28 protein-coding genes, 1 tRNA gene and 1 pseudogene are annotated in these 25,925 nt (G+C 61.8%); 25 read left to right on the top strand and 5 right to left on the bottom strand.

Features of this window, described 5'->3' with window-relative positions; all coding sequences use genetic code 11:
* The first annotated feature begins 210 nt into the window (after positions 1–210).
* A complete protein-coding gene (gene dinB, locus ACSMEV_RS09060; RefSeq protein WP_459208317.1) occupies positions 211–1,278 on the top strand; it encodes a DNA polymerase IV in 1,068 nt (355 codons plus the stop codon).
* 5 nt (positions 1,279–1,283) lie between these two features.
* Here dinB and ACSMEV_RS09065 read toward each other — a convergent pair whose 3' ends face one another.
* From ACSMEV_RS09065 to ACSMEV_RS09075, 3 genes are all read right to left on the bottom strand, one after another.
* Positions 1,284–2,237 (bottom strand): hypothetical protein, encoded by a 954-nt coding sequence (locus tag ACSMEV_RS09065; RefSeq protein ID WP_459208097.1) that lies wholly within the window; start codon positions 2,235–2,237, stop codon positions 1,284–1,286.
* Positions 2,238–2,257: 20 nt separating this feature from the next.
* A complete protein-coding gene (locus ACSMEV_RS09070) occupies positions 2,258–3,973 on the bottom strand; it encodes a proline--tRNA ligase (RefSeq protein ID WP_459208098.1) in 1,716 nt (571 codons plus the stop codon).
* Positions 3,974–4,131: 158 nt separating this feature from the next.
* Positions 4,132–5,397, bottom strand: coding sequence for an OprD family porin (locus ACSMEV_RS09075; RefSeq protein WP_459208099.1), 1,266 nt, complete (start codon positions 5,395–5,397; stop codon positions 4,132–4,134).
* A 732-nt stretch (positions 5,398–6,129) separates the two neighbouring features.
* On the opposite strand from ACSMEV_RS09075, the gene ACSMEV_RS09080 reads away from it, so the two are divergent.
* Both ACSMEV_RS09080 and ACSMEV_RS09085 read left to right on the top strand, forming a co-directional pair.
* On the top strand, positions 6,130–6,561 hold the full coding sequence (locus ACSMEV_RS09080) for an HIT family protein (RefSeq protein ID WP_459208100.1): 432 nt from the start codon (positions 6,130–6,132) through the stop codon (positions 6,559–6,561).
* Entirely contained in the window at positions 6,551–6,757 is a 207-nt protein-coding gene (locus tag ACSMEV_RS09085; protein WP_459208101.1) for a SlyX family protein, read from the top strand. Before ACSMEV_RS09080 ends, ACSMEV_RS09085 begins: the two co-directional genes overlap by 11 nt.
* A 44-nt stretch (positions 6,758–6,801) precedes the next feature.
* Here the strand turns inward: ACSMEV_RS09085 and ACSMEV_RS09090 are convergent, their stop codons facing one another.
* Positions 6,802–6,996, bottom strand: a complete 195-nt coding sequence (locus tag ACSMEV_RS09090; protein WP_245586801.1) for a cold shock domain-containing protein — start codon at positions 6,994–6,996, stop codon at positions 6,802–6,804.
* A 141-nt stretch (positions 6,997–7,137) separates the two neighbouring features.
* Positions 7,138–7,395, bottom strand: a pseudogene (locus ACSMEV_RS09095) (cold shock domain-containing protein membrane protein); the annotation flags it as partial.
* A 270-nt stretch (positions 7,396–7,665) separates the two neighbouring features.
* Here ACSMEV_RS09095 and ACSMEV_RS09100 point away from each other — a divergent pair.
* The 22 genes from ACSMEV_RS09100 to ACSMEV_RS09205 all read left to right on the top strand — a co-directional run bounded on the left by ACSMEV_RS09100 (position 7,666) and on the right by ACSMEV_RS09205 (position 25,746).
* On the top strand, positions 7,666–8,139 hold the full coding sequence (locus ACSMEV_RS09100) for a Dps family protein (protein WP_296264984.1): 474 nt from the start codon (positions 7,666–7,668) through the stop codon (positions 8,137–8,139).
* 207 nt (positions 8,140–8,346) lie between these two features.
* Positions 8,347–8,670 carry a ribbon-helix-helix domain-containing protein gene (locus ACSMEV_RS09105; protein WP_459208318.1) on the top strand — a complete coding sequence of 108 codons (324 nt, stop codon included), beginning with the start codon at positions 8,347–8,349 and terminating at the stop codon, positions 8,668–8,670.
* A gap of 88 nt (positions 8,671–8,758) precedes the next feature.
* Positions 8,759–8,980, top strand: a complete 222-nt coding sequence (locus ACSMEV_RS09110; protein WP_296264986.1) for an FmdB family zinc ribbon protein — start codon at positions 8,759–8,761, stop codon at positions 8,978–8,980.
* Positions 8,981–9,070: 90 nt separating this feature from the next.
* Entirely contained in the window at positions 9,071–10,846 is a 1,776-nt protein-coding gene (gene aspS, locus ACSMEV_RS09115) for an aspartate--tRNA ligase (RefSeq protein WP_459208102.1), read from the top strand.
* A gap of 114 nt (positions 10,847–10,960) precedes the next feature.
* On the top strand, positions 10,961–11,707 hold the full coding sequence (locus tag ACSMEV_RS09120; protein ID WP_459208103.1) for a YebC/PmpR family DNA-binding transcriptional regulator: 747 nt from the start codon (positions 10,961–10,963) through the stop codon (positions 11,705–11,707).
* Between the two features lie 121 nt (positions 11,708–11,828).
* Complete coding sequence (gene ruvC / locus ACSMEV_RS09125) at positions 11,829–12,353, top strand: crossover junction endodeoxyribonuclease RuvC (RefSeq protein WP_413046510.1); 525 nt, start codon at positions 11,829–11,831, stop codon at positions 12,351–12,353.
* A gap of 109 nt (positions 12,354–12,462) precedes the next feature.
* The gene (gene ruvA, locus ACSMEV_RS09130) at positions 12,463–13,080 is read left to right on the top strand and encodes a Holliday junction branch migration protein RuvA (RefSeq protein WP_459208104.1); all 618 of its coding nucleotides are present in this window, start codon (positions 12,463–12,465) and stop codon (positions 13,078–13,080) included.
* Positions 13,077–14,123: a Holliday junction branch migration DNA helicase RuvB gene (gene ruvB, locus ACSMEV_RS09135; RefSeq protein WP_296264997.1), complete on the top strand. Its 1,047-nt coding sequence runs from the start codon at positions 13,077–13,079 to the stop codon at positions 14,121–14,123. Before ruvA ends, ruvB begins: the two co-directional genes overlap by 4 nt.
* 125 nt (positions 14,124–14,248) lie before the next feature.
* On the top strand, positions 14,249–14,701 hold the full coding sequence (ybgC, locus tag ACSMEV_RS09140; protein ID WP_459208105.1) for a tol-pal system-associated acyl-CoA thioesterase: 453 nt from the start codon (positions 14,249–14,251) through the stop codon (positions 14,699–14,701).
* Positions 14,702–14,703: 2 nt separating this feature from the next.
* On the top strand, positions 14,704–15,399 hold the full coding sequence (gene tolQ, locus ACSMEV_RS09145; RefSeq protein WP_296265001.1) for a protein TolQ: 696 nt from the start codon (positions 14,704–14,706) through the stop codon (positions 15,397–15,399).
* 14 nt (positions 15,400–15,413) lie between these two features.
* Positions 15,414–15,866: a protein TolR gene (gene tolR / locus ACSMEV_RS09150; RefSeq protein WP_296265002.1), complete on the top strand. Its 453-nt coding sequence runs from the start codon at positions 15,414–15,416 to the stop codon at positions 15,864–15,866.
* Positions 15,866–17,002: a cell envelope integrity protein TolA gene (tolA, locus tag ACSMEV_RS09155; RefSeq protein WP_459208106.1), complete on the top strand. Its 1,137-nt coding sequence runs from the start codon at positions 15,866–15,868 to the stop codon at positions 17,000–17,002. Before tolR ends, tolA begins: the two co-directional genes overlap by 1 nt.
* A gap of 47 nt (positions 17,003–17,049) precedes the next feature.
* Positions 17,050–18,300: a Tol-Pal system beta propeller repeat protein TolB gene (gene tolB / locus ACSMEV_RS09160; RefSeq protein ID WP_313731698.1), complete on the top strand. Its 1,251-nt coding sequence runs from the start codon at positions 17,050–17,052 to the stop codon at positions 18,298–18,300.
* A gap of 53 nt (positions 18,301–18,353) precedes the next feature.
* Positions 18,354–18,863: a peptidoglycan-associated lipoprotein Pal gene (gene pal / locus ACSMEV_RS09165; protein WP_296265008.1), complete on the top strand. Its 510-nt coding sequence runs from the start codon at positions 18,354–18,356 to the stop codon at positions 18,861–18,863.
* A 5-nt stretch (positions 18,864–18,868) separates the two neighbouring features.
* The gene (gene ybgF / locus ACSMEV_RS09170; protein ID WP_459208107.1) at positions 18,869–19,672 is read left to right on the top strand and encodes a tol-pal system protein YbgF; all 804 of its coding nucleotides are present in this window, start codon (positions 18,869–18,871) and stop codon (positions 19,670–19,672) included.
* Between the two features lie 162 nt (positions 19,673–19,834).
* Positions 19,835–20,482 carry a 7-carboxy-7-deazaguanine synthase QueE gene (queE, locus tag ACSMEV_RS09175; RefSeq protein WP_459208108.1) on the top strand — a complete coding sequence of 216 codons (648 nt, stop codon included), beginning with the start codon at positions 19,835–19,837 and terminating at the stop codon, positions 20,480–20,482.
* A gap of 17 nt (positions 20,483–20,499) precedes the next feature.
* Positions 20,500–21,177, top strand: coding sequence for a 7-cyano-7-deazaguanine synthase QueC (queC, locus tag ACSMEV_RS09180; protein WP_459208109.1), 678 nt, complete (start codon positions 20,500–20,502; stop codon positions 21,175–21,177).
* Between the two features lie 57 nt (positions 21,178–21,234).
* A tRNA-Lys gene (locus ACSMEV_RS09185) sits at positions 21,235–21,310 on the top strand.
* Positions 21,311–21,837: 527 nt separating this feature from the next.
* Positions 21,838–22,410 (top strand): GNAT family N-acetyltransferase, encoded by a 573-nt coding sequence (locus tag ACSMEV_RS09190; RefSeq protein ID WP_459208110.1) that lies wholly within the window; start codon positions 21,838–21,840, stop codon positions 22,408–22,410.
* Positions 22,411–22,482: 72 nt separating this feature from the next.
* Entirely contained in the window at positions 22,483–23,205 is a 723-nt protein-coding gene (locus ACSMEV_RS09195) for a TenA family transcriptional regulator (protein WP_296265019.1), read from the top strand.
* A gap of 22 nt (positions 23,206–23,227) precedes the next feature.
* Complete coding sequence (locus ACSMEV_RS09200; RefSeq protein WP_459208111.1) at positions 23,228–24,457, top strand: MFS transporter; 1,230 nt, start codon at positions 23,228–23,230, stop codon at positions 24,455–24,457.
* A 47-nt stretch (positions 24,458–24,504) separates the two neighbouring features.
* Entirely contained in the window at positions 24,505–25,746 is a 1,242-nt protein-coding gene (locus tag ACSMEV_RS09205; protein ID WP_459208112.1) for an aminotransferase class I/II-fold pyridoxal phosphate-dependent enzyme, read from the top strand.
* Positions 25,747–25,925: the final 179 nt, after the last annotated feature.

Genomic DNA, 25,925 nt, shown 5'->3' on the forward strand with positions numbered 1-25,925 from the left:
CCGAATTCTACGGATATCCTTCCTGGTGTCAAGCTATTTCCTTGGAAAAGTCTTTTTCTCTCAACCCTTTAGCGCAATGCGGCCTGCCGGCACAGTGCATTCGCGGGTGAGGTGCCGATAATCGGGGGCGGCGGGCGCGCTACTGGTTGCTCGATCGTCCCTTACGCTATGATCTGTACAAATTTACAGTGTCGGTTGTCAGTCATGTCCTTGCGCAAAATCATCCATGTCGATTGCGACTGCTTCTATGCAGCCATCGAAATGCGTGACGACCCCAGCCTGGCGGGTCGGCCGATGGCGGTCGGCGGCTCGGCGGATCGGCGTGGCGTGATCGCCACCTGCAATTACGAGGCACGCGCCTATGGTGTGCGTTCGGCCATGTCGTCGCGGCATGCGCATAAGCTGTGTCCGGACCTGCTGATCGTCAAGCCGCGGTTCGAAGCCTATCGCGAGGCCTCTCGGGAAATTCAGCAGATCTTTCGCGACTACACCGACCTGATCGAGCCATTGTCGCTCGACGAGGCCTACCTCGACGTCACCGACAGCCAGTGGTTCGCCGGCAGCGCAACGCGCATCGCCGAGGACATCCGCCGGCGCGTGGCCAAGACCCTGCACATCACCGTTTCCGCAGGCGTGGCCCCCAACAAGTTCCTGGCCAAGATCGCCAGCGACTGGCGCAAGCCCAATGGTCTGTTCGTCATCACGCCCAACGAAGTGGACGCCTTCGTCGCCCAGTTGCCGGTCAATCGGCTGCACGGCGTCGGCAAGGTCACCGCCGACAAGCTAAGCCGACTGCGCATCGAGACCTGCGAAGACCTGCGCGCCTGGACGCGTCTGTCGCTGGTGCGCGAGTTCGGCAGTTTCGGCGAACGTCTGTGGGGCTTGGCCCATGGCATCGACGACCGTGTAGTGCAGGCCGACAGCAGGCGGCAGTCGGTCAGCGTCGAGAACACCTACGACACCGATCTGCCTGACTTGAACAGTTGCCTGGAACGTCTGCCCGACTTGCTGGCGAGCCTGACCGAGCGGCTGGGTCGCATGGATAGCAGCTACAAACCGGGCAAACCTTTCGTGAAGGTCAAGTTCCACGATTTCAGCCAGACCACCCTGGAGCAGGCCGGGGCAGGGCGCGACCTGCATAGCTACCAGCAACTGCTCAGCCAGGCGTTCGCCCGCGGCGGCAAGCCGGTGCGTCTGCTGGGGGTAGGGGTGAGGCTGCTGGATTTGCGCGGCGCCCATGAACAGCTCGAGCTGTTCACGGAGCCCCACGCAGGGTAGACGCGTTACTGAGCGCCGGGGTCGGCGACCAGGCGGCCGGTCTGCTTGGCCAACGCGCGGACCAGTTCGCTTTGCAGTTCCGGGTCGTTGCGGGTCAGCTCGACCAGGCTTTGTTCCAGTTCGCTGGCTTCTTCTTCCAGGCCCAGCTCCGACAGACGCTTGACTCGATGAACCCACTGGCCCACATCGTCGTCTTCCAGGTCGTCGAAGATCAGCTCGTGGGCTTCACGCAGCTTGCCGCGCAGGCTGCTGCCAACCAGCAGGCTGGCATCGCCCCGTACACCGCTGTCTTCGTCGCTCACCTGTAGATGCAACGTGCCGACCTTGTTGAGGTTCTGCTCGGCGAAGGGACTGTCGAGCAGATTCAGGCGCAACACACCGTTCTGGTCGGTGCTCAGCTCATGGTTGGCTTTGCCGGCCTTGACTTCCACCGGGCGCTCGCTCCAGGGCAGGTTGATCGACTCTTCGCGCTGGTCCTTGCGCACTTCGCTGATGCCTGCCAGGTTCTGCTGCGCGCGGCCGTTGGACTGCACGTTCATGAGCGGGTTGAGCCCGGCGATGCCGTACTCCAGCCAGCCATGGGTGACGCTGTCGGGCAGGTTGCCGAGCGCGATCAGGTTGACCACGTTGGCGCCCACGCCTGCGACCACGGCCACCGCGCCCAGCGGCATCTCGTAGAGTTCGCGCCAGGGTTGGTAGGGGGTATAGCGATCGTAATGGCGGGTCACTTCGAATTCCGTCACTTCGAAACGCTTGCGCTCGGTGATGCGTACCCGGCGTTGCGGCAACTCCATCACCTTTGGCTCGCCCACATCGACGTGCAGACTGTGCTCGAGCAATTTGCGCTCGACACGGTCTTCGTTGTCGCTGCGTTGCGACATCGGGTTGGCGCAGCCGCCGAGCAACAAGGCACCGCTGAGCGCGGCGCCCCCCAGGACAAAGGTACTTCGCTTGAACATGGTCACCCAGGCGTTGGCTATCAGCGGCGCACTCGCGCTTGCAGGAAGGTCAGCACTTCGTCGACCGCCAGCGGTTGGGCGTCTTGCTCGGTGCGGTGCTTGTACTCCAGGTTGCCCTCGGCCAGCGAACGATCGCTGACGACGATGCGGTGCGGAATGCCGATCAGTTCCATGTCGGCGAACTTGATGCCGGGGCTGGTCTTCTTGTCGCGGTCGTCGAGCAGCACTTCGAAGCCGGCAGCGGTCAGTTCGGCGTAGAGCTTGTCGGTAGCCTCGCGCACCGCTTCGGTTTCATAGCGCAGCGGCACCAGGGCGACCTGGAAAGGAGCCAGGGCGTCGTTCCAGACGATGCCTTTGTCGTCGTGGCTCTGCTCGATGGCGGCAGCCACCACGCGCGATACGCCGATGCCGTAGCAACCCATCGACAGCACCACCGGCTTGCCGTTTTCACCCAGCACCTGGCACTTGAGCGCTTCGCTGTACTTAGTGCCGAGCTGGAAGATGTGGCCCACTTCGATGCCGCGCTTGATCACCAGGGTGCCTTGGCCATCGGGGCTCGGATCGCCCTCCACCACGTTGCGCAGGTCGGCGACTTGCGGCACCGGCAGATCGCGCTCCCAGTTGACGCCGAAGTAGTGTTTGTCGTCGACGTTCGCGCCAACGGCAAAGTCGCTCATCAGGGCGACCGAGCGGTCGATGATGCATTCGAGCGGCAGGTTCAGCGGGCCGAGAGAGCCTGCGCCCGCGCCGATGGCAGTGCGCAGATCGTCTTCGGTGGCCATGACCAGCGGTTCGGCGACCTGTTCCAGCTTGACGGCCTTGATCTCGTTGAGCTCATGGTCGCCGCGCACCACCAGGGCGATCAGCTTGCCTTCTTCGGCGCCGCGCACGATGAGGGTCTTGACGGTCTTCTCGATCGGCAGGCCGTGTTCCTCGACCAGTTGCGCGATGGTCTTGGCGTTGGGCGTGTCGACCAGGCGCAGCTCCTCGCTGGGCATCGGCCGCACGCTTTCACGCGGCAGGGCTTCGGCCTTCTCGATGTTGGCGGCGTAGTCGGAGCTGTCGCTGAAGATCACATCGTCTTCGCCGGACGAGGCCAACACATGGAATTCGTGGGAGTAGCTGCCGCCGATCGAGCCGGTGTCGGCCTGTACCGGGCGGAAATCCAGGCCCAGGCGCGTGAACACGTTGGTATAGGCCTGGTGCATGCGGTCATAGGTGTCTTGCAGCGACGCCTGGTCGGCATGGAAGGAATAGGCGTCCTTCATGATGAATTCGCGACCGCGCATCAATCCGAAGCGCGGACGGATTTCGTCGCGGAACTTGGTCTGGATCTGGTAGAGGTTCAGCGGTAGCTGCTTGTAGCTCGACAGTTCGTTGCGCGCCAGGTCGGTGATGACCTCTTCGTGGGTCGGGCCGACGCAGAACTCGCGGTTGTGGCGATCCTTGATGCGCAGCAGTTCCGGGCCATATTGCTCCCAACGGCCCGATTCCTGCCACAGCTCGGCAGGCTGCACGCTGGGCATCAGCACTTCCAGGGCGCCGGCGGCGTTCATTTCCTCGCGGACCACCTGCTCGACCTTGCGCATGACCCGTAGGCCCATGGGCAGCCAGGTGTACAGGCCAGAGGCCAGCTTGCGGATCATGCCGGCGCGCAACATGAGCTGGTGGCTGATGACCACGGCGTCGGCCGGGGTTTCTTTTTGGGTGGCGAGCAAATATTGACTGGTGCGCATGGGGAGCCGTGTCGATTGCCTAATGTTTGAAATGACCCCGCATTGTACGGGGGTGAGTCGAAGCCGTACAGGATGCCCCAGGGGCGCGGCCTTGTCAGCCAAGAAAAAGCCCGGCAGGGGCCGGGCTTTCTCGGGTGCTGGGCGGTGCAAGCCTGGGCTTACAGGATGCTCAGCGGGTACTCGACGATCAGGCGCAGTTCGTCCAGCGAAGCCGAACCGTAGTAGACGCCATCGGAAGAGCGATAGGTGGCTTGGCGCACGCGGAAGCTGAGGTCCTTGGCCGGGCCTTCCTGCAGGACGTACTTGACGTCGATGTCGCGTTCCCATTCCTTGCCGCTGGTGGTGCCTTCGACGTGAGCGTCGGAGCCGCGCACGTAACGGGTCATGAAGGTCAGGCCGGGAATGCCGTACTCGGCCAGGTTAAGGTCGTAGCGCGCTTGCCAGGATTTTTCGTTCTCGGCGTTGAAGTCCGAACGTGCTACGGAGTTGGCCAGGAACACAGTGCCGCCACCGTCTACGCCGTAGGCGTAGTCGCCGTCGCCCGTTACGCGCTGATGCGCCAGGGTGAAGGTGTGCGCGCCGACTTTCCAGGCTGCCGACAGGCTGTATGCGGTGTTGTCGAGCTTGTCGCCGTCGTAGGCGCGGACGTTGTTCGAGCCGTCACCTTTGGTGTTGTAGACGTTGAAGTCGAACACCAGGCCTTGGTTGTCGGACAGGGGCAGGGCCCAGTTCACGTTGCCGTACCATTTGCGCCAGTAGTCTTCGACGTTGGAGTGGTAGACGCTGGCGGACAGACCGTCGGTGATGGCGTAGGTACCACCGATGACGTCGGCTTCGGTGAGGTTGAGGCTGTCGTGGCCGGTACGGTTCTGGGCATTCAGGCCGGTGAAGCGACCCGCTTGCAGGACCAGACCCTTGATCTCGCTGCTGGTGATCAAGGCACCTTCGGCGACTTCCGGCAGCAGACGGCTGTCGTCGGTGGCGAACACGGGCATCGCGGTGAACTGGTTACCGACTTTCAATACGGTGTCGGAGACGCGGAACTTGATCGCTGCACCGCCTTCGGAGAACTCGTCTTGCGAGCGGCCGTCGGAGCCAGTCGGGAACTGACCGGTGCCGGAGCGGCCTTTGCCGCTGTCCAGCTTCAGGCCCAGCAGGCCGATGGCGTCGACGCCAACGCCGACGGTGCCTTGGGTGAAGCCCGATTCGTAGGTGCCGATGAAGCCCAGACCGGTTTCTTCCACACGGCTCTTGCCCGAGTCGTTGTTACGGAAGTCGCGGCTGAAATACAGCATGCGGGTCTTGACGTTGAGCGTGCTGTCTTCGATGAAACCTTTCGACTCGTCTTGCGAAGAGGCGACTGCCAGCTGCGAGGTCCCTGCCGCAACGGCCAGGGCGATCATGCTCCACTTCATCACGCGCATCGTGATTTGCTCCTTTGGTTTTAGGAAGAGTCCGCTGCACCCGGCTTTTTAGTTATTGGGGCAGCTCTTTCTTTTTATGTCGCCGCGGCGGTATCGCCACGGTGACTTGTATGTTTCGGCCGGTCAGGATCGATCCATGCCGATGACAACCCATTTTTGTTACGGGCGAAGGTCCAAGCGGTGAACCCGTCGCCTTGCGTGCCAGGTGACGACCTTCGCGCGAATGGCGGGATCGACGGTGCAAGCGTTGCAAGTGTGAGGCGTCCTATCGTTTCAGAGCGGCCCCTGCATCAACCCCAGGTTCGCGAGAGGCCTTCTGAACTGATTGAATGCAAATGCAACAAGCGTGCTCATTTTCACATCCTCTTGATGTTTTTTTCACATTCATCGTCGGGAGGGGCTGCAGGTGGCCGTATTTACTCGGTGCGCCAAGGTTTGCAGTGCAGCAGCGCGCAGCGTGATCGAGTCACTTCACACATCGTTGCAAGTCAATGTGTTACCGGGCTTTGTTGAGGTTGAGTATTTTGCGCGTGCCCAATCGTAGGTAAGTCTCATTTACTCGGTTCGACTGGTGCGAAAAGTAGCGAGTGTTACCCCATCTGCGTGCACGGGGCACCCGATGCGCACGCTTATGGTGCGCCAGGCCGACTTGCCCACTGGCAGTCCTGTACTCGTGCGCCAGGCGAGGTATCCTTGCGGCCCATTGTGCGTACCGGTGTCGGGAGGTTGTTCGTGTTTGTTCTGGATTCGCGTTTGCAGCAGGATTCGATCGAGTTGGGCCGTCTCCAACTGTGCAGTGTGTTGTTGAGCAAGGATGCCAATTATCCGTGGTTCATCCTGGTGCCGCGTCGACCGGACGTCAGCGAGCTGTTCGATTTGAGTGCAGCCGATCAACAACAGTTATGGAAAGAGACCACCTCGTTGGCCGAGGGGCTGAAGGCCGTCTATGCCGCCGACAAGATGAACGTGGCGACCCTGGGCAATGTGGTGAGCCAACTGCACATGCACGTGATCGTGCGTAAACGCGACGACGCAGCTTGGCCCGCGCCGGTGTGGGGTCGAGTGCCGGCGATCGCCTACGCGCCCGGACAAGTGCAGGCGCTGCGTGTTCGTCTCGCGCAGTTGTTGGGCAGCGAATGGGTCGAGGTGCGTGATGACGCTTGAGAGTCAGGTCATCGAACTGGAAACGCGTCAGGCGTTTCAGGACGACACTCTGCAGGCCTTGAACGAGGTGGTGTTCGAGCAGGCGCGGCAGATCGAGCGCCTGCAGCAGCAGATGGCGCATCTGCTCAAGCGCTACGACGATCTGGTGGGGCAGTTGGGCGGTGAGGGCGACGAAGCGCCACCGCCGCATTATTGAGAGGAGTGGCGCTGCGTGGAGCGGTGCCCGCAGCGCCGCCTCGATCAGCGTCGGTTGATGGCGACCACGTCTTCGGCCTGTAGGCCCTTGTCCCGGTGCATCACCGAGAACTCCACGCGCTGCCCTTCCACCAACACGCGGTGGCCTTCGCCACGGATGGCACGAAAGTGCACGAAGATGTCATCACCCGAGTCGCGTGAGATGAAACCGAAGCCTTTGGAGGTGTTGAACCACTTCACGGTGCCGGTATCGCGGCCGCTGTCTTCGCTGGGAGTGGCCTGCTGGCTCTGGGTCTTGCGCGGTTTGCGCACGAAGCCGGCAGCCAGGTGCAGGGCGACGGCAAGGGTCGCGCAAAGCAGTGCTGGCAGGTTGCCCAGTTCTGGTCGGGCCAGCAGGGTGACCGTTTGCAGGATGACGGCCAGTACCAGCAGCGCGCTGGCCAGGCGCTGCAGCACCCGGCGCGAACCGCGGTAGTACAGCGGCACGACAGGTGCCAGCAACAGGTTGAGCAGGCCGAGCAGGGCCAGGTAGACCGCTTCGGGTAGCTGCAGGGAGAGAATGGCTTCGGTTCTGAGGCTTGGGATCGAGGCAAGCAGCAGCGCTGCAACGCCCGTCACCAGATGGACGATCTTGAACATGGGGGTTGGCTCACATTGATAAGGTCAATCACAGGGAGAGCTGGTGGCGCGGTGCGCAGGGGTATTAGGCGCGGTCACGTGGCAGTCCAGCCTATGCACCCGGCATTATTGATCCGCACGGGTGGCACGCTGCCTATTTAACCGTAAAGGCGCCGGCTTCTCAAACGGCCGGGGCGGGCGGTGCGCTCGCGTCGCGGAACCCGGCATCTGCGCACGAGTCTTGGTACAGTATCGGCTTGCTCATCAAGCGTTATGCAAAAGGGGAGATCCATGGCAATTGATATCGGCATCAAAGAAGAGGACCGCAAGCAGATCGTCGACGGTTTGTCCCGGTTGCTGTCCGACACCTACGTGTTGTACCTGAAGACCCACAACTTCCACTGGAACGTCACCGGCCCGGCGTTCCGTACCTTGCACCTGATGTTCGAGGAGCAGTACAACGAGCTGGCCCTGGCCGTGGACGCCATCGCCGAGCGCATCCGCGCGCTGGGCTTCCCGGCGCCAGGTTCCTACGCGTTCTACGCCAAGCACTCGACCATCAAGGAAGAAGAGGGCGTGCCGTCGGCCGAAGAGATGATCCGCCAGCTGGTGGAAGGCCAGGAAGCGGTCACCCGCACTGCTCGCAGCGTGTTCCCGGTGGTCGACGAGGCCAGCGACGAGCCGACTGCCGACCTGCTGACCCAGCGCATGCAGGTCCACGAAAAAACCGCATGGATGCTGCGCGCGCTGCTCGAAGGCAAATAAGCTTCGGCCGATCGGCCATTTCGCCGCACCGCGAGTGCCCGGCCCGAGTCATCGGGTCGGGCACTTTCGCATCGGGCGCAACTACTTCCCGCTGCATCCCTTGCACCCTTCGAGGCCTGATTGCAGAACGCCCGCAGCTTGAGGCGGGTAACTCGAGCGAGGAAGTAGGCAATGGAAGCGAGGGAAGCGGTTTCTCGGCAGGCACCCATGCAGCGCGGTTGGCCAGGCAAGCAATGCATCGATCCGTTTGCGCAGGACTTCGACATGCGACGCGCCTGCCCCGTCTCACGGTCGGTGCGGCTCAATGGCTTTTCCACCTGTCTGAGGCTGGAGCGTGTGTACTGGGGCATTCTCGATCGTATCGCCGAAGCCAACCGGTGTTCGGTCAGTGCGGTATTGTCCTATCTGGATCGCGAGGTGCACTTGCGTCACGGTGGCGTTAGAAATTTCAGTGGGTTGGTCAGGGTGGTCTGTGTCGCCTGGTTGCTCGACCCGCCCGACGCTCGGCGCCCAACGGCCGATGCCCGATGAACAGTGAGCTGCACGGCACCCCTTAACCATATATAATCGACGTTTTTGGCTGCTCTGGCAGTCAGCATTGTGTTGATGAGAAACGTCGATGCCCCTTTATGACTATCAATGCGCCGCCTGCGATCACCGGCTGGAGGCGCTGCAGAAAATCAGTGCAGCGCCGCTGACCGATTGCCCCGCCTGCCAGGCACCCGAACTCAAGAAGCAGTTGTCCGTTCCCGGGTTCCGCCTGGGCGGGTCCGGTTGGTACGAAACCGACTTCAAGACCGGGACCAAGAAGAACCTGGCCGGCGACAACAAGCCCGACTGAGTTGAATTGCAGTGCGCAGGTCTTGCAGTATGGCCCCCTGGGCCGGCGAGCCCCCACCGAACACACGATCACGAGAAGCGAACCACCATCATGATGCGCAGCCACTATTGCGGCCAACTGAACGAGAGCCTGGATGGCCAGGAAGTCACCCTTTGCGGCTGGGTCCATCGTCGCCGCGACCACGGCGGGGTGATCTTCCTCGACATCCGTGACCGCGAAGGCCTGGCCCAGGTCGTCTTCGACCCGGATCGCGCCGAAACCTTCGCCGCCGCCGACCGCGTGCGCAGCGAGTACGTCGTGCAGATCACCGGCAAGGTCCGCCAGCGTCCTGCCGGCGCGGTCAACGCCAACATGACCTCCGGCGCCATAGAGGTGCTGGGCTACGAATTGACGGTGCTCAACGAAGCCGAGACGCCGCCGTTCCCGCTCAACGAATTCTCCGACGTTGGCGAAGAAACCCGCCTGCGCTATCGCTTCATCGACCTGCGCCGTCCGGAAATGGCCGACAAGCTGCGTCTGCGTTCGCGCATCACCAGCAGCATCCGCCGCTTCCTCGACGACAACGGCTTCCTCGACGTCGAAACCCCGATCCTGACCCGCGCCACGCCCGAAGGCGCGCGCGACTACCTGGTGCCTAGCCGTACCCACGCCGGTAGCTTCTTCGCCTTGCCGCAGTCGCCGCAGTTGTTCAAGCAACTGCTGATGGTCGCCGGCTTCGACCGCTACTACCAGATCGCCAAGTGCTTCCGCGACGAAGACCTGCGCGCCGACCGCCAGCCCGAATTCACCCAGATCGACATCGAGACCAGCTTCCTCGACGAAGCCGAGATCATGGGCCTGACCGAAAGCATGATCCGCAAGCTGTTCAAGGAAGTGCTTGACCTCGAATTCGGCGATTTCCCGCACATGACTTTCGAAGAAGCCATGCGCCGCTACGGTTCCGACAAGCCCGACCTGCGCAACCCGCTGGAATTGGTAGACGTCGCCGACCAGCTCAAGGACGTCGACTTCAAGGTCTTCAGCGGCCCGGCCAACGATCCCAAGTGCCGTGTCACCGCGCTGCGCCTGCCAGGCGGCGCCAGCATGCCGCGCAGCCGCATCGACGAATACACCAAGTTCGTCGGCATCTACGGTGCCCGTGGTCTGGCTTACATCAAGGTCAACGAGCGCGCAAAGGGCGTCGAAGGCCTGCAGTCGCCGATCGTCAAGAACATCCCCGAGGCCAACCTCAACGTGATCCTCGATCGCGTGGGTGCGGTGGACGGCGACATCGTCTTCTTCGGTGCCGACAAGTTCAAAGTGGTCAGCGAAGCGCTGGGCGCACTGCGTATCCGTCTGGGCCACGACTTCGAGCTGCTGACCTGTGAGTGGGCGCCGATGTGGGTCGTCGACTTCCCGATGTTCGAAGAGAACGAAGACGGCAGCTTCACCGCGCTGCACCACCCGTTCACCGCACCCAAGTGCTCACCCGAAGAGCTGGAGGCCAACCCGGCCACCGCGCTGTCGCGCGCCTACGACATGGTGTTGAACGGCACCGAGCTCGGCGGCGGTTCGATCCGTATCCACCGCAAGGAAATGCAGCAGGCGGTGTTCCGTCTGCTGGGCATCGAAGCGGCCGAACAGGAAGAGAAGTTCGGCTTCCTGCTCGACGCGCTGAAGTTCGGTGCGCCGCCTCACGGTGGTCTGGCCTTCGGTCTCGACCGTCTGGTGATGCTGATGACCGGCGCCCAGTCGATCCGTGAAGTGATCGCGTTCCCGAAAACCCAGAGCGCGGCCTGCGTCATGACCCAGGCGCCTGGCCTGGTCGATGCCAAGGCCCTGCGTGAGCTGCACATCCGTCTGCGCGAGCAGACCAAGGTCGAGTAAGCTCGGCACCGGGGGTGGCTAGCAGCGGCAGCCACCCCTGTGACATACCGCAGGTTTCCCGTTCCGCCCCGTTCAGGGGCGGGGCTGTTTCTGTTTCAAGGATTTGGAGTCGTTATGGCTGGTCATTCCAAGTGGGCGAACATCAAGCACCGCAAAGAGCGCCAGGATGCCAAGAGAGGCAAGGTCTTCACCAAGTGGATTCGTGAGCTGACCGTCGCGGCCAAGCAGGGCGGCGGCGACCCGGCCTCCAACCCGCGCCTGCGTCTGGCGCTGGACAAGGCGCTGGGCGCCAACATGAGCCGCGACATCATCGACCGCGCCGTGGCGCGCGGGGCCGGCACCAACGAAAGCGACAACGTCGAAGAGCTCAGCTACGAAGGCTACGGCCCAGGTGGCGTGGCGATCATGGTCGAGGCCATGACCGACAATCGCAACCGTACGGCCGCCGCCGTACGCCATGCGTTTTCCAAGTGTGGCGGCAACCTGGGCACCGACGGCTCGGTGGCTTACCTGTTCGAACGCAAGGGGCAGATCAGCTTCGCCCCGGGCGTGGACGAAGACGCGTTGATGGAAGCGGCGATGGAAGCCGATGCCGACGACGTCGTGGCCAACGAAGATGGCTCCTTCGATGTGTTCGCCTCGTTCAACGGCTTCTACGCCGTGCGCAACGCCTTGGAGGAGGCCGGCTTCAAGGCCGCCGACGCGGAAATCGTCATGCTGCCTACGACCAGCGCCGAGCTGGACCAGGACGGCGCTGAAAAGGTGCTCAAGCTGATCGACATGCTCGAAGACCTCGACGACGTACAGAACGTCTACTCCAATGCGCAGATCTCTGACGAGGTCATGGAGAAACTGGGCTAGCGCCCAGATGAATACGGCCTCGCTCGTGCCCTGATCAGAGGGTGCGAGCCGGTCCGGGCCTGTTACGCGACACTTTGGATGGTCCGGCGCAATCCTGCGCCTTTTTTGCATTGCAGGCGTTATGACTTTGATTCTTGGTATCGACCCCGGCTCGCGCATCACCGGCTATGGGGTGGTGCGGCAAACGGCCCGCGGCTGCGAATACGTGGCCTCGGGCTGTATCCGCACCGGCGACGGCGAGCTGCATTCGCGCTTGCAGATCGTCTTTCGCGGCGTGGCCGAGGTGATCCGCCTGCATGGGCCGGTCACCATGGGCATCGAGCGGGTGTTCATGGCGCGCAACCCCGATTCGGCCCTGAAGCTGGGCCAGGCCCGAGGCGCGGCGATCGTCGCGGCGGCCGAAGCCGGGCTGGAGGTGGCCGAGTACAGCCCCACGCAGATCAAGCAGGCGGTGGCCGGCACCGGTGGGGCGAACAAGGAGCAGGTGCAGTTGATGGTGATGCACCTGCTCAAACTGACCCAAAAACCGCAGATCGATGCGTCCGATGCCTTGGCCATCGCACTGTGCCATGCCCACACCCGCTCCAGCCTGGTGCCCCATGGTCTGAGCACGGCACGCCGGCGCGGCGGTCGCTTGCGGCTGTAGAGGCTTCATGCGTTGATACATATTTCGTCCCAGGGAAGCACTTACCCTGGGCATTTGCTGATAGGGTGAGGCGGTCACGAGCCACCCGCCCCGATTAAAGGAACGACACGTGATTGGACGTTTGCGCGGCACCCTGGCGGAAAAACAGCCGCCGCACCTGATTGTCGACGTCAATGGCCTGGGCTATGAGCTGGAAGTGCCCATGACGACGCTCTATCGCCTGCCCAAGGTCGGCGAAACCGTCACGCTGCACACCCATCAAGTGGTGCGTGAAGACGCGCACCTGCTGTATGGCTTTTTCGAGAAGCGCGAGCGTGAGCTGTTTCGCGAGCTGATCCGCCTGAATGGCGTCGGCCCCAAGCTGGCCCTGGCGCTGATGTCCGGGCTCGAGGTGGACGAACTGGTGCGCTGCGTGCAGGCCCAGGACGCCTCGGTGCTGGTGCGCGTGCCGGGTGTGGGCAAGAAGACCGCCGAGCGTCTACTGGTCGAACTCAAAGACCGTTTCAAAGCCTGGGAAACCTCGCCGGCCATGTTCGCCCTGGTGTCCGACGGGCCGCTGCCGTTGGCGGTCGACTCCAGTGCCGAAGCCGATGCCGTCAGCGCGCTGGTGTCGCTGGGCTACAAGCCGCAGGAGGCCAGCAAGGCCATCGGCGCGATCAAGGACAAGGCCGGCCTGAGCAGCGAAGAGCTGATCCGCCGTAGCCTCAAAGGGATGATAGTCAAGTGATCGAAGCCGACCGACTGATCGCCGCCAGCGGCCGCGATCGTGAAGAAGTCCAGGACCGCGCGATCCGCCCGCTCAGCCTGGACGACTACATCGGCCAGCCGGTCGTGCGCGACCAGATGGGCCTGTTCATCCAGGCGGCGCGCGGGCGCAACGAATCCCTCGACCACACCTTGATCTTCGGCCCGCCGGGCCTGGGCAAGACCACGCTGGCCAACATCATCGCCAACGAAATGGGCGTGTCGGTCAAGAGCACGTCCGGGCCGATCCTCGAGCGACCGGGCGACCTGGCGGCGATGCTGACCAACCTCGAACCGCACGATGTGCTGTTCATCGACGAAATCCATCGCCTGCCGCCAGTGGTGGAGGAAGTGCTGTACCCGGCGATGGAGGATTTCCAGCTCGACATCATGATCGGCGAAGGTCCGGCGGCCCGCTCGATCAAGCTCGACCTGCCACCCTTCACCCTGGTCGGCGCCACGACCCGCGCCGGCATGCTGACCAACCCGCTGCGCGACCGCTTCGGTATCGTCCAGCGCCTGGAGTTCTACAGCAACAAGGACCTGAGCACGATCGTCTCGCGTTCGGCGGGGATTCTCGGCTTGCCGATCGATCCCGAAGGGGCGTTCGAGATCGCCCGGCGCGCGCGCGGCACTCCGCGTATCGCCAATCGTCTGCTGCGACGTGTGCGCGATTTCGCGCAGGTGCGCGGGCAAGGCCATATCACCAAGTCAATTGCCGACATGGCCTTGAACCTGCTCGATGTCGATGAGCGTGGTTTCGACCACTCTGACCGGCGCCTGCTGTTGACCATGATCGAGAAGTTCGACGGTGGCCCGGTCGGTGTCGACAACCTCGCGGCAGCCATCAGCGAGGAGCGCCACACCATCGAAGACGTGCTCGAACCCTACCTGATCCAGCAGGGCTACATCATGCGCACGCCACGTGGGCGCGTTGTCACGCGGCATGCCTATCTGCACTTCGGTTTGAACATCCCGGGGCGCTTCGCCGAAGGTGGCGAATTTTCCGATCCAGGCGACGAGTAGTCGATCAAAACCGCTTTTGCGTGGTCCTACCGCTGGCGCTCGGCGAGCGGGCCGAACCTGCGACGAAGCCTGCGAAAAAACAGTTGTTCTGCCGGATTGGCAAGCCGAGGAGTAAGCACTAGAGTATGCGCGCGCAAAATGAGCTGGAACCGTTCGCACACCGCTGTCGCGTCTACTACGAAGATACCGATGCCGGCGGCGTGGTCTATTACGTCAACTACCTCAAGTTCATGGAGCGTGCGCGCACCGAACGGCTGCGTCACCTTGGTTTTTCCCAGGCACAACTGGCAACACAAGATCTTCTGTTCGTCGTCCACTCCAGTGAAGCGCGCTACCTGGCGCCGGCCCGGCTGGACGACGAGCTGCGGGTAACCGCGCACGTGTGTGAGCTCAACCGGGCCAGCCTGCGCTTCATTCAGCAGGTATGGCGGGAGCGCGATCGGACCTTGCTCTGCGAGGGGCGATTCCTGATCGCCGCCGTACGCGCCGAAACTTTCAAACCCCGAGCCATTCCCCCGGAACTGCGTGATGCGTTCCTGGCGGACTGCTCGGGTCATCAATCGAACGCAGGAGAATAAGCGTGGAAGCAAACGTCGTCGACCATACCTCCATGTGGAGCCTGGTCGCCAATGCCAGTGTCGTGGTGCAGTTGGTCATGCTGACCCTGGTCGCCGCCTCGGTGACCTCGTGGATCATGATCTTCCAGCGCAGCGCCATGCTGCGTGCCGGCCGTCGCGCGCTGGACGCCTTCGAAGAGCGGTTCTGGTCGGGTATCGACCTGTCCAAGCTGTATCGTCAGGCCGGCAGCAACCCCGACCCGGATTCGGGTGTCGAGCAGGTATTCCGCGCCGGCTTCAAAGAGTTCTCGCGCCTGCGCCAGCAGCCGGGCGTCGACCCCGATGCGGTGATGGAAGGGGTAGGGCGGGCCATGCGCGTCGCCATTTCCCGCGAGGAAGAGAAACTCGAGCAGAGCCTGCCGTTCCTGGCCACCGTCGGTTCCACCAGCCCGTACATCGGTCTGTTCGGCACCGTATGGGGCATCATGAACTCGTTCCGCGGCCTGGCCAGCGCTCAGCAGGCGACCCTGGCCACCGTGGCACCCGGCATCGCCGAAGCCCTGATCGCCACCGCGATCGGCCTGTTCGCCGCCATTCCCGCCGTCATCGCCTACAACCGTTTTGCCGCGCGCAGCGAGACCCTGATCGGCCGTTATTACACGTTCGCCGACGAGTTCCAGGCCATCCTGCACCGCAAAGTACACACCAGCGAAGAGTGATCAGGTAGAAACCCATGGCCCGAGTTCGCCACAAACGCAAGCCGGTCGCCGAGATGAACGTGGTGCCCTACATCGACGTGATGCTGGTGCTGCTGGTCATCTTCATGGTGACGGCACCCATGCTCAACCAGGGCGTGAAGGTGGATCTGCCCAAGGTGTCCAGCGAGGCGTTGCCCCAGGACAACAACGTGCAGATCCTCACCATCTCCATCAAGGCCGACAAAACCTATTACTGGAACCTTGGCAGCGAAGTCGACACCGACAAGCAGATGGACAAGGCCATGACCTTGCCGGACATGACCAGCGCCGTGACCAAGATCATCGCTGCCGGCCGCGACCAGGGTAAGCAGACCCAGGTGTTCATCCGTGGCGACAAGGCCGTGGACTACGGTTCCGTCATGGGTGCCATGGGCGGGCTGCAGCAAGCCGGCGTCGGTAACGTTGGCCTGATCACCGAGGCGCCCTGATGCAGCAGCGAGAGCCCTCCGCCTCGGAAAGCTACTTCTGGCCCAGTGTCTGGGCCATTGGTTTGCACGTGCTGGTCTTCGGCATGCTGTTCGTCAGCTTCGCCATGACTCCGGAACTGCCGCCGTCCAAGCCCATCGTTCAGGCTACGCTGTACCAGCTGAAGTCCAAGAGCCAGGCGACCACCCAGACCAACCAGAAGATTGCCGGCGAGGCCAAGAAGACCGCTTCACGCCAGACCGAAGTCGAGCAGCTCGAACAGAAAAAGGTCGAGCAGGAGGCCGTGAAGGCCGCGGAACAAAAGAAAGCCGATACCGCTCAAAAGGCCGAAGAAGCACGCGAGGCCGCCGAAGCCAAGAAAGCCGAGGAAGCCGCCAAGGCCGCCGAGGCGAAAAAAGCCGCCGAAGCCAAGAAGGCCGACGAGGCGAAAAAGGCCGACGAGGCCAAGAAAGCCGAAGAGTCGAAGAAGGCCGCCGAGAAGCAACAGGCCGACATCGCCAAGAAGAAGGCTGAAGAAGAAGCCAAGAAAAAGGCTGAGGAAGAAGCCAAGAAACAGGCTGCGGAAGAGGCGAAGAAAAAGGCCGCCGAAGACGCTAAAAAGCAGGCAGCCGAAGAAGCCAAGAAAAAAGCAGCCGAGGACGCCAAGAAGAAAGCAGCGGCCGAGGATGCGAAGAAGAAGGCAGCCGAAGAGGCCAAGAAGAAGGCCGCTGCGGACGCTCAGAAGAAAAAAGCCCAGGACGCGGCGCGCAAGGCGGCGGAAGACAAGAAGGCTCAGGCGTTGGCCGAGCTGTTGTCCGACACCACCGAGCGGCAGCAGGCCCTGGCCGACGAGCAGGGCGACCAGGTAGCCGGCGATTTCGACGACCTGATCCGTATGCGAGCCGCCGAAGGTTGGGCGCGTCCACCGTCTGCCCGCAAAGGTATGACCGTGGTGCTGCAAATCAACATGCTGCCCGATGGCACCGTCACCGGCGTGAAGGTCGCCAAGTCCAGCGGCGATGCGTCGTTCGACAGTTCGGCCGTGGCGGCAGTGAAGAACATTGGTCGCTTGACCGAAATGCAAGGCTTGAAGCCGAACGAGTTCAACCCGTACCGGTCATTCAAGATGACATTTACACCTGAGGATCTTGCGTTGTGATTAAACGTCTGAGAGGACTGCTTGTCTTGCTCTGCTGCGTGGCAGGCATGGCAGTGGCAGATGAAAAGAACATCCTGGTCACCAGCGGTAGCGACCGGGCCACTCCCATCGCCGTAGTGCCCTTCGGTCTGCAGGGCGGCAGCGTGCTGCCCGAAGACATGGCCGAGATCATCGGCAATGACCTGCGCAACTCCGGTTACTACTCGCCGATCCCGCGTCAGAACATGATCAGCCAGCCGAGCCAGGCCAGCGAAGTCATCTTCCGCGACTGGAAAGCCTTGGGTGCGCAGTACGTCATGGTTGGCAGCATCGTGCCGTCCGGCGGTCGTCTGCAGGTGCAGTACGCCCTGTTCAACGTGGCCACCGAGCAGCAAGTGTTGACCGGCAGCGTGTCGGGCACTACCGACCAGCTGCGCGACATGTCGCATTACATCGCTGACCAGTCGTTCGAAAAGCTCACCGGCATCAAGGGCGCGTTCTCCACCCGCATGCTGTACGTGACTGCCGAACGCTTCTCGGCCACCAATACGCGCTATACCCTGCAGCGCTCCGATTACGACGGTGCCCGTGCGGTGACGTTGCTGCAATCGCGCGAGCCGATCCTCTCGCCGCGCTTCGCGCCGGACGGCAAGCGTATCGCCTATGTGTCGTTCGAGCAGAAGCGTCCGCGCATCTTCGTCCAGCACATCGATACCGGTCGCCGTGAGCAGATCACCAACTTCGAAGGCCTCAACGGTGCACCGGCATGGTCGCCCGATGGTTCGCGCTTGGCGTTCGTCCTGTCCAAGGACGGCAACCCCGACATCTATGTCATGAACATGGGTTCGCGTCAGATCAGCCGCGTTACCGCAGGCCCGGGTATCAACACCGAACCCTTCTGGGGTAAAGACGGTAACACCATCTACTTCACGTCCGACCGTGGCGGCAAACCACAGATCTATAAAACGTCGGCCAGCGGCGGTGGTGCGGAACGCGTTACTTTCGTAGGTAACTACAATGCCAACCCCAAGTTGTCGGCCGATGAAAAAACGTTGGTCATGATTCACCGCCAGCAAGGTTTTACCAACTTCAAAGTGGCGGCACAGGACTTGCAACGCGGAAGTGTAAAGATTCTCTCCGAGACCAGTCTTGATGAGTCGCCTACTGTTGCGCCCAACGGCACCATGCTAATCTACGCCACCCGCCAGCAGGGCCGGGGAGTCTTGATGCTCGTGTCCCTAAACGGACGCACGAGGCTCCCGCTTCCTACCGCTCAAGGCGAAGTCAGAGAACCGTCCTGGTCCCCTTACCTGAACTGATTGCGGCGTAATACTTTTGCTTAACACACTGGGGTTTCATTAGGAGTTTCACGATGGAAATGCTGAAGTTTGGTAAATTCGCTGCGCTGGCTCTGGCCATGGCCGTAGCTGTAGGTTGCTCCTCCAAGGGCGGTGACAACGCAGGTGAAGGCAGCAACGCTGGTGCTGTCGACCCTAACGCCGGTTACGGTGCCAACACTGGCGCTGTCGACGGCAGCCTGAGCGAAGAAGCTGCTCTGCGCGCAATCACCACCTTCTACTTCGAATACGACAGCTCGGACCTGAAGCCAGAAGCCATGCGCGCTCTGGACGTTCACGCCAAGGACCTGAAGTCCAACGGCAGCCGTGTCGTACTGGAAGGCAACACCGACGAACGCGGTACTCGCGAGTACAACATGGCTCTGGGCGAGCGTCGCGCCAAAGCCGTTCAGCGTTACCTGGTGCTGCAGGGCGTTTCCCCTGCTCAGCTGGAACTGGTTTCCTACGGCGAAGAGCGTCCAGTTGCTACCGGCAACGACGAGCAGAGCTGGGCCCAGAACCGTCGCGTAGAACTGCGTAAGTAAGTCCTATGCGTAAGTGCCGCCTTGCTGTAACCGTCCTCGCTCTCGGCCTGCCGTTTTCGGCACTGGCCGCGGTTCCTATCGTCGGTGACAACGCGAGCAGTTATCCGCCCGCGGGTTATGGCACGAGCGGCGCTTATGCCGGTGCAGGGGCTTCCGCCCCTGCCTCGGCACAAGGGCAACTGTTCATGCAGTTGCAACAGATGCAAGACCAGATTTCCCGCCAACAGGGCATCATCGAAGAGTTGCAAAACGATGTTGCGCGCCTGAAGCAAGAGGGTCTGGAGCGTTACCAGGATCTCGATCAGCGCATCAACAGTGCTGCGCAAGCGCCGAGCTCCAACAATTCTTCCGCCGGCAGCGCTCCTGCTGCAGGCACTGCGAGTGGCGACAGTGGCGCCAGCGCGAAACCGACGCCTTCGAGCGAACCAGGTGATCCGGCCAAAGAGAAGCTGTATTACGACGCTGCCTTCGACCTGATCAAGCAAAAAGACTTCGACAAGGCCAGCCAGGCATTCGGCGCTTTCTTGCGCAAGTATCCCAACAGCCAATATGCCGGCAACGCGCAGTACTGGCTGGGTGAAGTCAACCTGGCCAAAGGCGACTTGCAGGGTGCCAGCCAGGCATTCGCCAAAGTGGGCCAGCAGTATCCGAAACACAGCAAGGTACCCGACTCCCTGTACAAGCTCGCCGACGTCGAGCGACGTCTAGGGCATACCGACAAAGTCAAAGGCATCTTGCAGCAAGTGGTCAGCCAATACCCTGGAACCTCCGCTGCGCAATTGGCCCAGCGCGACCTGCAACGGCTCTGATCTCTACCGTTCGAAAGAAACCCGCGCCTGTCGCGGGTTTTTTCGTTAGACTCTGCGCCCTTTTTTCAATCACTACGCTGGCGCGGATAACGCTATGTCGAGTTCGCGCCAGTGCCTCACGGAGGCGGGCAGCCTGTGTAGCTGCCTGGCCCTAGGCGGACCATGCAAGACACATTACGCATCACCGAAGTCTTCTACTCGTTGCAGGGTGAGACGCGAACGGCCGGCTTGCCTACCGTTTTCGTGCGTCTCACCGGTTGCCCGCTGCGCTGTCAGTACTGCGACAGCGCCTATGCGTTCAGCGGCGGCACCATTCGTACGCTGGACTCGATCCTCGAGCAGGTGGCCGCTTTCAAGCCTCGTTTCGTCTGTGTCACCGGCGGCGAGCCACTGGCCCAGCCCAACGCCTTGCCCTTGCTCCAACGGCTGTGCGATGCCGGCTACGAGGTCAACCTCGAAACCAGCGGCGCCTTGGACATTTCGGCGACCGATACCCGCGTGAGCCGGGTAGTGGACCTCAAAACGCCAGGTTCGCTGGAATGCCATCGCAATCTGTACGACAACATGGCGCATCTCACGCGCAACGACCAGGTGAAGTTCGTGATCTGCTCGCGTGACGACTACGACTGGGCGGTTTCCAAAGTGATCGAGTACAACCTTGAGCAACGGGCTGGCGAAGTGCTGTTTTCGCCTAGCCACGGTCAGGTCAACGCCCGCGAGCTGGCCGACTGGATCGTCGCCGACAACTTGCCCGTACGCTTCCAGCTGCAGTTGCACAAACTGCTGTGGAACGACGAACCTGGCCGCTGACTGAGGAGCAATCAACCATGAACGAGAAACGTGCTGTCATCCTGCTGTCGGGCGGGCTCGATTCAGCCACGGTGGTGGCGATGGCCAAGGCCGAAGGCTACCAGTGCTACACCATGAGCTTCGATTACGGCCAGCGCCATCGTGCCGAGCTCAACGCTGCAGCGCGCATTGCCCGCGACTTGGGCGTGGTCGAACACAAAGTCATCGGCCTGAACCTCGACGGTATCGGCGGCTCGGCCCTGACCGACACCAGCATCGACGTTCCCGAGGCGCCAGCCGAAGGCATTCCGGTCACCTACGTGCCGGCACGCAATACGGTATTCCTGTCCCTTGCCTTGGGCTGGGCGGAAGTGTTGCAGGCGCGGGACATCTTCATCGGCGTCAACGCGGTGGACTATTCGGGCTACCCCGATTGCCGTCCCGAGTTCGTCGAGGCTTTCGAGCGTATGGCCAACCTGGCGACCAAGGCCGGCGTGGAGGGCAACGGCTTCACCATCCGCGCGCCCCTGCAGAACATGAGCAAGGCGCAGATCATTCAAGCGGGTGTGGCCCAAGGTGTGGATTACGGGCTGACCGTCTCGTGCTATCAGGCCGACGACGACGGCCGCGCCTGCCGCAAGTGCGACAGTTGCCGACTGCGCGCCGACGGCTTCCATCAGGCAGGGGTGCAGGACCCGACGCCTTATTTTCAATAATTTGGCTGTAGGGTATTGATTTCCTTCTGGAAATCATTAAGATACGCGCCATCCAACGGGTCGTTAGCTCAGTTGGTAGAGCAGTTGGCTTTTAACCAATTGGTCGTAGGTTCGAATCCTACACGACCCACCATCTTCACAGCGGTTGCTGATGTACTAGAGAAGACGGCACGCCAGCCAGTTTTCAGTCTTGCAGCCGTGTGGAACGAACCTAAGGTTCGATTCAGTGTGATATCAATACAGAAAAGCCCGCCTTCATGGCGGGCTTTTCTGTTTCTGCGCCAAAAAATCAATGGCCCAACGGATTGCGGACTACTCAACTCCGCGAAACCTCGCCCCTAGGGTTTGCAGAACTGATCTTCTTGACCGCTACATATCGACCAGACTCCGTGCGTCGTTCACGTTCACCTGTACGCGAGTTCGGTGCAGCACGCTCATCTACCCGCCACACGAAACGTCATGACCCTGTTTTGCTCCCCGCTCGTGAAACATGTCTCGCGTGGAGTCATAGACGGCTGCGATGAGCCCAAACCGGTGCCACCCGATGCGCCGTTACACTTCGAGTTGTCACGATCTTTCCGTTTTCTGTCCGATTCCCTGCTTACTCGGTGTTACGCCCAAACGGTTAAATCCTTGCCTGAACGAACACGGATTTACACCATGAACCTCTCCCTTTCTTTAGAAGCGCAGGGCTCACCCGAGCCGCAACTGCAATGGCTCCGTCGAGCCGACAGCGGTATCACCCAGGACATCGTCGAACTGGTCAACAGCACGGTTGGAGATGGCGGTGTTCTGGGCTACGAGCAAGAAATGTCGGCGGCTCAAGGTGCTGATTTCACCGCTGCGTTACTGGCGCGCATCCAGGGTGGGGATACCCACGCGTTGTTGGGTCGTTCCCTTGCCGGGCCGGCGTGCCTGGTGATCGTGTCGCGCAGCAGCATGCCCAATTGCCGTCACATCGCTGACCTGAGCAAAGGCGTCGTACATCCCGATCACCGAGGCACCGGGCTGGTGGCCCGCGCTTTCGTGGAGATCGTGCAGATGTGTCAGGCGACAGGTATCGAACTGCTGACGCTCGATGTGCGCGAGGGCACGCGCGCTCACCGCCTTTGGCAACGCTTCGGGTTTCAGACCTACGGCGTGCTCGAGGACTACGCGCGGGTCAACGGAGAGAAACATCGCGGCCATTACATGGCCCAGTCCGTGGAAAACCTGGCGCTGCGACTCAACTGACCTGACTCGCCATCGTTCGTCCGCGCTCATCGTCACCAAGGCCTTCCATTCAATCATTCAAGGATCATCGCCATGGCCTTAGCCACTGCAGCCTTTCGCGATCAGCTGGAACAGAGACTCCACCACCACCTGACGTTGTCCCACCCGATATTCCAGGCCTTACTGTCACCCGAAGGCAACAAGCCGTTGTTGCGCAAGGTTGCGCTACAGGGCTATCAACTGACCAAGTACTTCCTGACCTACGTCGAGCACCTGTTCTTTCATTGCCCGTTGCCTGCCCATAAACGGGCGTTGATCACCAATTGCTTCGAAGAGGAAACCGGACGGCTGTCGCGCACCGACAATCATGTGGTGCTCATGCAGAACTTCCTGCGTGCACTGGGCATCAGCGATGCCGAGCGCGATGCCGAGCAACCGCTGCCGGCCACCTGGGAGCTGATCGACTTCCGTTTGCAAGCGGTCCGCGACCCGGCGCGTTATCACATAGGTGCCGCAGCGGTGATGGTCGCCAGTGAAGGGCAAAACCTCGAAACCGTTGCCGGCGATGCGCGTCACGTATTGCTGGGGCGTGCCTATGGCCTGACCGAACACGATTTACTGTTCTTCTCCGTGCACCAGAAAGAAGACGTCGGCCACGTCAACGAAGGGCTGGATCTGGTTTCGGAACTGTGCACCACGGCGCAGATGCAAGAGGAGGCATTGCATGCGGTAGACCATACCTGTCAGCTGTTCTACGCGATGTACGAAAACATGTACCAGGCGTATTGCCGGGTTCCTGATACCGAAGCGGTGTGATACCCCGCGAAAAGGATTGGTCATGAACCAGAAATTCAGCTCCGCCCTGATCGTCTCGGTGCTGGTGGTCGGCTTCGTGGTGATGTTCCTGTCTAGTGCCCTTAAAGGGCTGTACCAGGTGTATTTCGTCGACCTCGCCACGCATTTCGGCGAGGGGCGTGCAGCCCTGGCCACGGCCGGTTCGTTGTTTGTCCTGACCATCGGCCTGGTATCGCCAGTGGTGGGTTGGCTGAGTGACCGCGTTGGCCCCTTGGGTACGGTGGCCTTGGGCAGCGTCAGTGCCGGCGTGGTGCTGCTGGGGGTGACCGTAGTCGGCACCCAGCTGATGCTGTTCACCCTGTTGTACGGCTTGCTGGGTGCTTTTGCCCTGGCGGCGATGACCTACGTACCCATGGGCATCCTGGTCGATCGCCTGGTCGCGGAACGCTTCAAGGCCTTTGCGTTCGCGTTCGTGACCAATGGCACGTCGATCGGATTCATCGTGCTGTCGCCTTTGTGGATCGTGTTGCAACAGCGCGTAGGCTGGCAGCCGGTGTTCTCGTGGGTAGGCTTGATCTTCCTGGTGCCGTTGAGCCTGGCGCTTTACTGGGTGGCCCGCACCGTACCGCTCAAGCCCGATCCGCAGGCCGCATTGGTCAAGCACTCGATGACCTTTCTGCTGCGTGACCCGCGTTTTTTCGTGTTGGCGCTCAGCTTCGCCAGCTGCGGGGCCACCATGGCTTTCATCGACGTCCATCTGGTGTCGTTCTGGCAGGACGAAGCACTGCCCAGCTCGGTACAAGCCCGTGGCCTGAGCCTGCTGGGGGTGCTGGAGCTGGTCAGTGGCCTGTTGGCCGGGTGGCTGGCGACCCGCTACAACAAAGGGCTGTTGTTGATGATGTTCTACCTGCTGCGCACAGCGGCGGTGATTGTTCTGCTGACCACGCCGGGGCCGCTTGGCACCTATCTGTTCGCTGTGCTGTTCGGTGCCAGCTACCTCGGCACGGTAGTGCTCACTTCAGCATTTTGCTTTGCCCTTTATGGCGCAGAAATCAAAGGCAAAGTGTTCGGGCTCCTGTTTCTGGTGCATCAGCTGGGCGCTTTGCTGGCCACGCAGCTCGGCGCATTGGATTTCGACAGGCATCACAGCTACGCGTTGACCCTGGCTGGCTTGGCGACGGCCACCTTGGTAGCTGCCGTGGCTTCCCTGTGGCTGGTATCGGCACGTGCGGCACCAGAGGCTACGGCCTCGCCAGTGGCTGAACCTGAGTAGTCCACCGATCAATTGCGCATAGTTCAATGCAAACAAGGAGGTACCCCATGCAATCGTCTGCGATTGAACTGGAGTGTTTTGACGCAACTTCGGCGCTGCATAGCAACCGGGTCAGCGATTTGTCGGATGTCTTCTGCGAGCCGCTCGCCATGACGTCCGCCTACACCTTCGCTTCGGCTGAGGAAGCTGCGCAACGCTTCAGTGGGCAAAGGCCGGGCAATGTGTACACCCGCTTCACCAACCCGACGGTACAAGCGTTCGAAAGCCGTGTGGCGGCGCTCGAACAGGCTGAAAGCGCCGTGGCGTTCGCTTCCGGGATGGGCGCGTTCACAGCGCTTTGTCACGCGTTCCTGCAGCAAGGCGACAATATTGTCTGCAGCCGCGATGTGTTCGGGACCACCGTCAATGCCTTCAGCCTCTACATGGCGCGCTTCGGGATCGAAGCGCGCTTCGTCGACCTGACCGATCTGGCCCAGTGGCAGCAGGCGATCGACGGCAAAACCCGCCTGGTGGTACTCGAATCCCCCTCCAACCCGGTGCTGAAAATCGGTGACATTCGTGCCATCAGCGCACTCGCCCATGCAAAGGGCGCTTTGCTGGTGGTGGACAACACCCTGCTGACACCGGTTTTCCATCGGCCGCATGGCCTGGGCGCGGACCTGGTCATCCACTCGGCCGGTAAGTACATGGATGGTCAGGGACGTGCTTTGGCGGGTGTGGTGACAGGCTCACGAAGCAACATGGAGGCGTTGCGTGGCGTACTGCGGACCTTGGGTATTTCCTGCAGCCCATTCAACGCCTGGTTGCTGCTCAAAAGTCTGGAAACCCTCGAGGTCAGGATGCTGCGAGTGCAGCAGAGTGCCCTGGAGCTGGCCCATTGGCTGAACGAACAGCAGTTGGTCAGCGCTGTTCACTATACCGGTCTGGCTGAGCATCCCCAGCATGCCTTGGCATGCAGCCAGCAGGACGGTCACGGCGGGCTGCTGAGTTTCGAGATCGTCGGTGGGCAGGCCGCCGCCTGGCAATGGATCGACGCACTGCGTTGTGTGGCCCGCTGCACCAACATTGGCGATACCCGCAGCATGGTCACACATCCGGCGAGCACCACCCACGGCCGTCTGAGTGCAGACGCGCGGCGGCAGGCCGGTATCACCGATGGCCTGGTCAGGTTGTGTGTGGGCCTGGAGCGGGTGGCCGACATCAAGGCCGATCTACAACGGGCCTTCGACGCCGTGCACTTTCAACGAACGGCGCAAGGGCTGTCGCGAAGTGCGGTGGTCAATGGCTGAAGTGCTCACGTCAGGTTTCAGTGTCGGAGTGTTTGCAGTGGGGGTGCAGCTACTCGCTCTGCTCGCGGTGTACGGCGCACGCTCCGGCAGGCAAGCGTGCCGATATGCCGTGGCTTTCGGGGTGGGGTGCTGTGTGCTGGTTGGCATGGTGGTGGCTGACCCTTTGGCCCTCGGCAGCT

Source organism: Pseudomonas sp. MLB6B (assembly GCF_054508135.1).

What these genes read in the sequence shown, in the direction of transcription:
- ACSMEV_RS09065 (WP_459208097.1), bottom strand. Translation starts at nt 2,237, where the DNA reads ATGTTCAAGCGAAGTACCTTTGTCCTGGGGGGCGCCGCGCTCAGCGGT.
- ACSMEV_RS09070 (WP_459208098.1), bottom strand. Translation starts at nt 3,973, where the DNA reads ATGCGCACCAGTCAATATTTGCTCGCCACCCAAAAAGAAACCCCGGCC.
- ACSMEV_RS09075 (WP_459208099.1), bottom strand. Translation starts at nt 5,397, where the DNA reads ATGCGCGTGATGAAGTGGAGCATGATCGCCCTGGCCGTTGCGGCAGGG.
- ACSMEV_RS09085 (WP_459208101.1), top strand. Translation starts at nt 6,551, where the DNA reads ATGACGCTTGAGAGTCAGGTCATCGAACTGGAAACGCGTCAGGCGTTT.
- ACSMEV_RS09100 (WP_296264984.1), top strand. Translation starts at nt 7,666, where the DNA reads ATGGCAATTGATATCGGCATCAAAGAAGAGGACCGCAAGCAGATCGTC.
- ACSMEV_RS09105 (WP_459208318.1), top strand. Translation starts at nt 8,347, where the DNA reads ATGCAGCGCGGTTGGCCAGGCAAGCAATGCATCGATCCGTTTGCGCAG.
- ACSMEV_RS09110 (WP_296264986.1), top strand. Translation starts at nt 8,759, where the DNA reads ATGCCCCTTTATGACTATCAATGCGCCGCCTGCGATCACCGGCTGGAG.
- aspS (WP_459208102.1), top strand. Translation starts at nt 9,071, where the DNA reads ATGATGCGCAGCCACTATTGCGGCCAACTGAACGAGAGCCTGGATGGC.
- ACSMEV_RS09120 (WP_459208103.1), top strand. Translation starts at nt 10,961, where the DNA reads ATGGCTGGTCATTCCAAGTGGGCGAACATCAAGCACCGCAAAGAGCGC.
- ruvC (WP_413046510.1), top strand. Translation starts at nt 11,829, where the DNA reads ATGACTTTGATTCTTGGTATCGACCCCGGCTCGCGCATCACCGGCTAT.
- ybgC (WP_459208105.1), top strand. Translation starts at nt 14,249, where the DNA reads ATGCGCGCGCAAAATGAGCTGGAACCGTTCGCACACCGCTGTCGCGTC.
- tolR (WP_296265002.1), top strand. Translation starts at nt 15,414, where the DNA reads ATGGCCCGAGTTCGCCACAAACGCAAGCCGGTCGCCGAGATGAACGTG.
- tolA (WP_459208106.1), top strand. Translation starts at nt 15,866, where the DNA reads ATGCAGCAGCGAGAGCCCTCCGCCTCGGAAAGCTACTTCTGGCCCAGT.
- tolB (WP_313731698.1), top strand. Translation starts at nt 17,050, where the DNA reads ATGGCAGTGGCAGATGAAAAGAACATCCTGGTCACCAGCGGTAGCGAC.
- pal (WP_296265008.1), top strand. Translation starts at nt 18,354, where the DNA reads ATGGAAATGCTGAAGTTTGGTAAATTCGCTGCGCTGGCTCTGGCCATG.
- ybgF (WP_459208107.1), top strand. Translation starts at nt 18,869, where the DNA reads ATGCGTAAGTGCCGCCTTGCTGTAACCGTCCTCGCTCTCGGCCTGCCG.
- queE (WP_459208108.1), top strand. Translation starts at nt 19,835, where the DNA reads ATGCAAGACACATTACGCATCACCGAAGTCTTCTACTCGTTGCAGGGT.
- queC (WP_459208109.1), top strand. Translation starts at nt 20,500, where the DNA reads ATGAACGAGAAACGTGCTGTCATCCTGCTGTCGGGCGGGCTCGATTCA.
- ACSMEV_RS09190 (WP_459208110.1), top strand. Translation starts at nt 21,838, where the DNA reads ATGAACCTCTCCCTTTCTTTAGAAGCGCAGGGCTCACCCGAGCCGCAA.
- ACSMEV_RS09195 (WP_296265019.1), top strand. Translation starts at nt 22,483, where the DNA reads ATGGCCTTAGCCACTGCAGCCTTTCGCGATCAGCTGGAACAGAGACTC.
- ACSMEV_RS09200 (WP_459208111.1), top strand. Translation starts at nt 23,228, where the DNA reads ATGAACCAGAAATTCAGCTCCGCCCTGATCGTCTCGGTGCTGGTGGTC.
- ACSMEV_RS09205 (WP_459208112.1), top strand. Translation starts at nt 24,505, where the DNA reads ATGCAATCGTCTGCGATTGAACTGGAGTGTTTTGACGCAACTTCGGCG.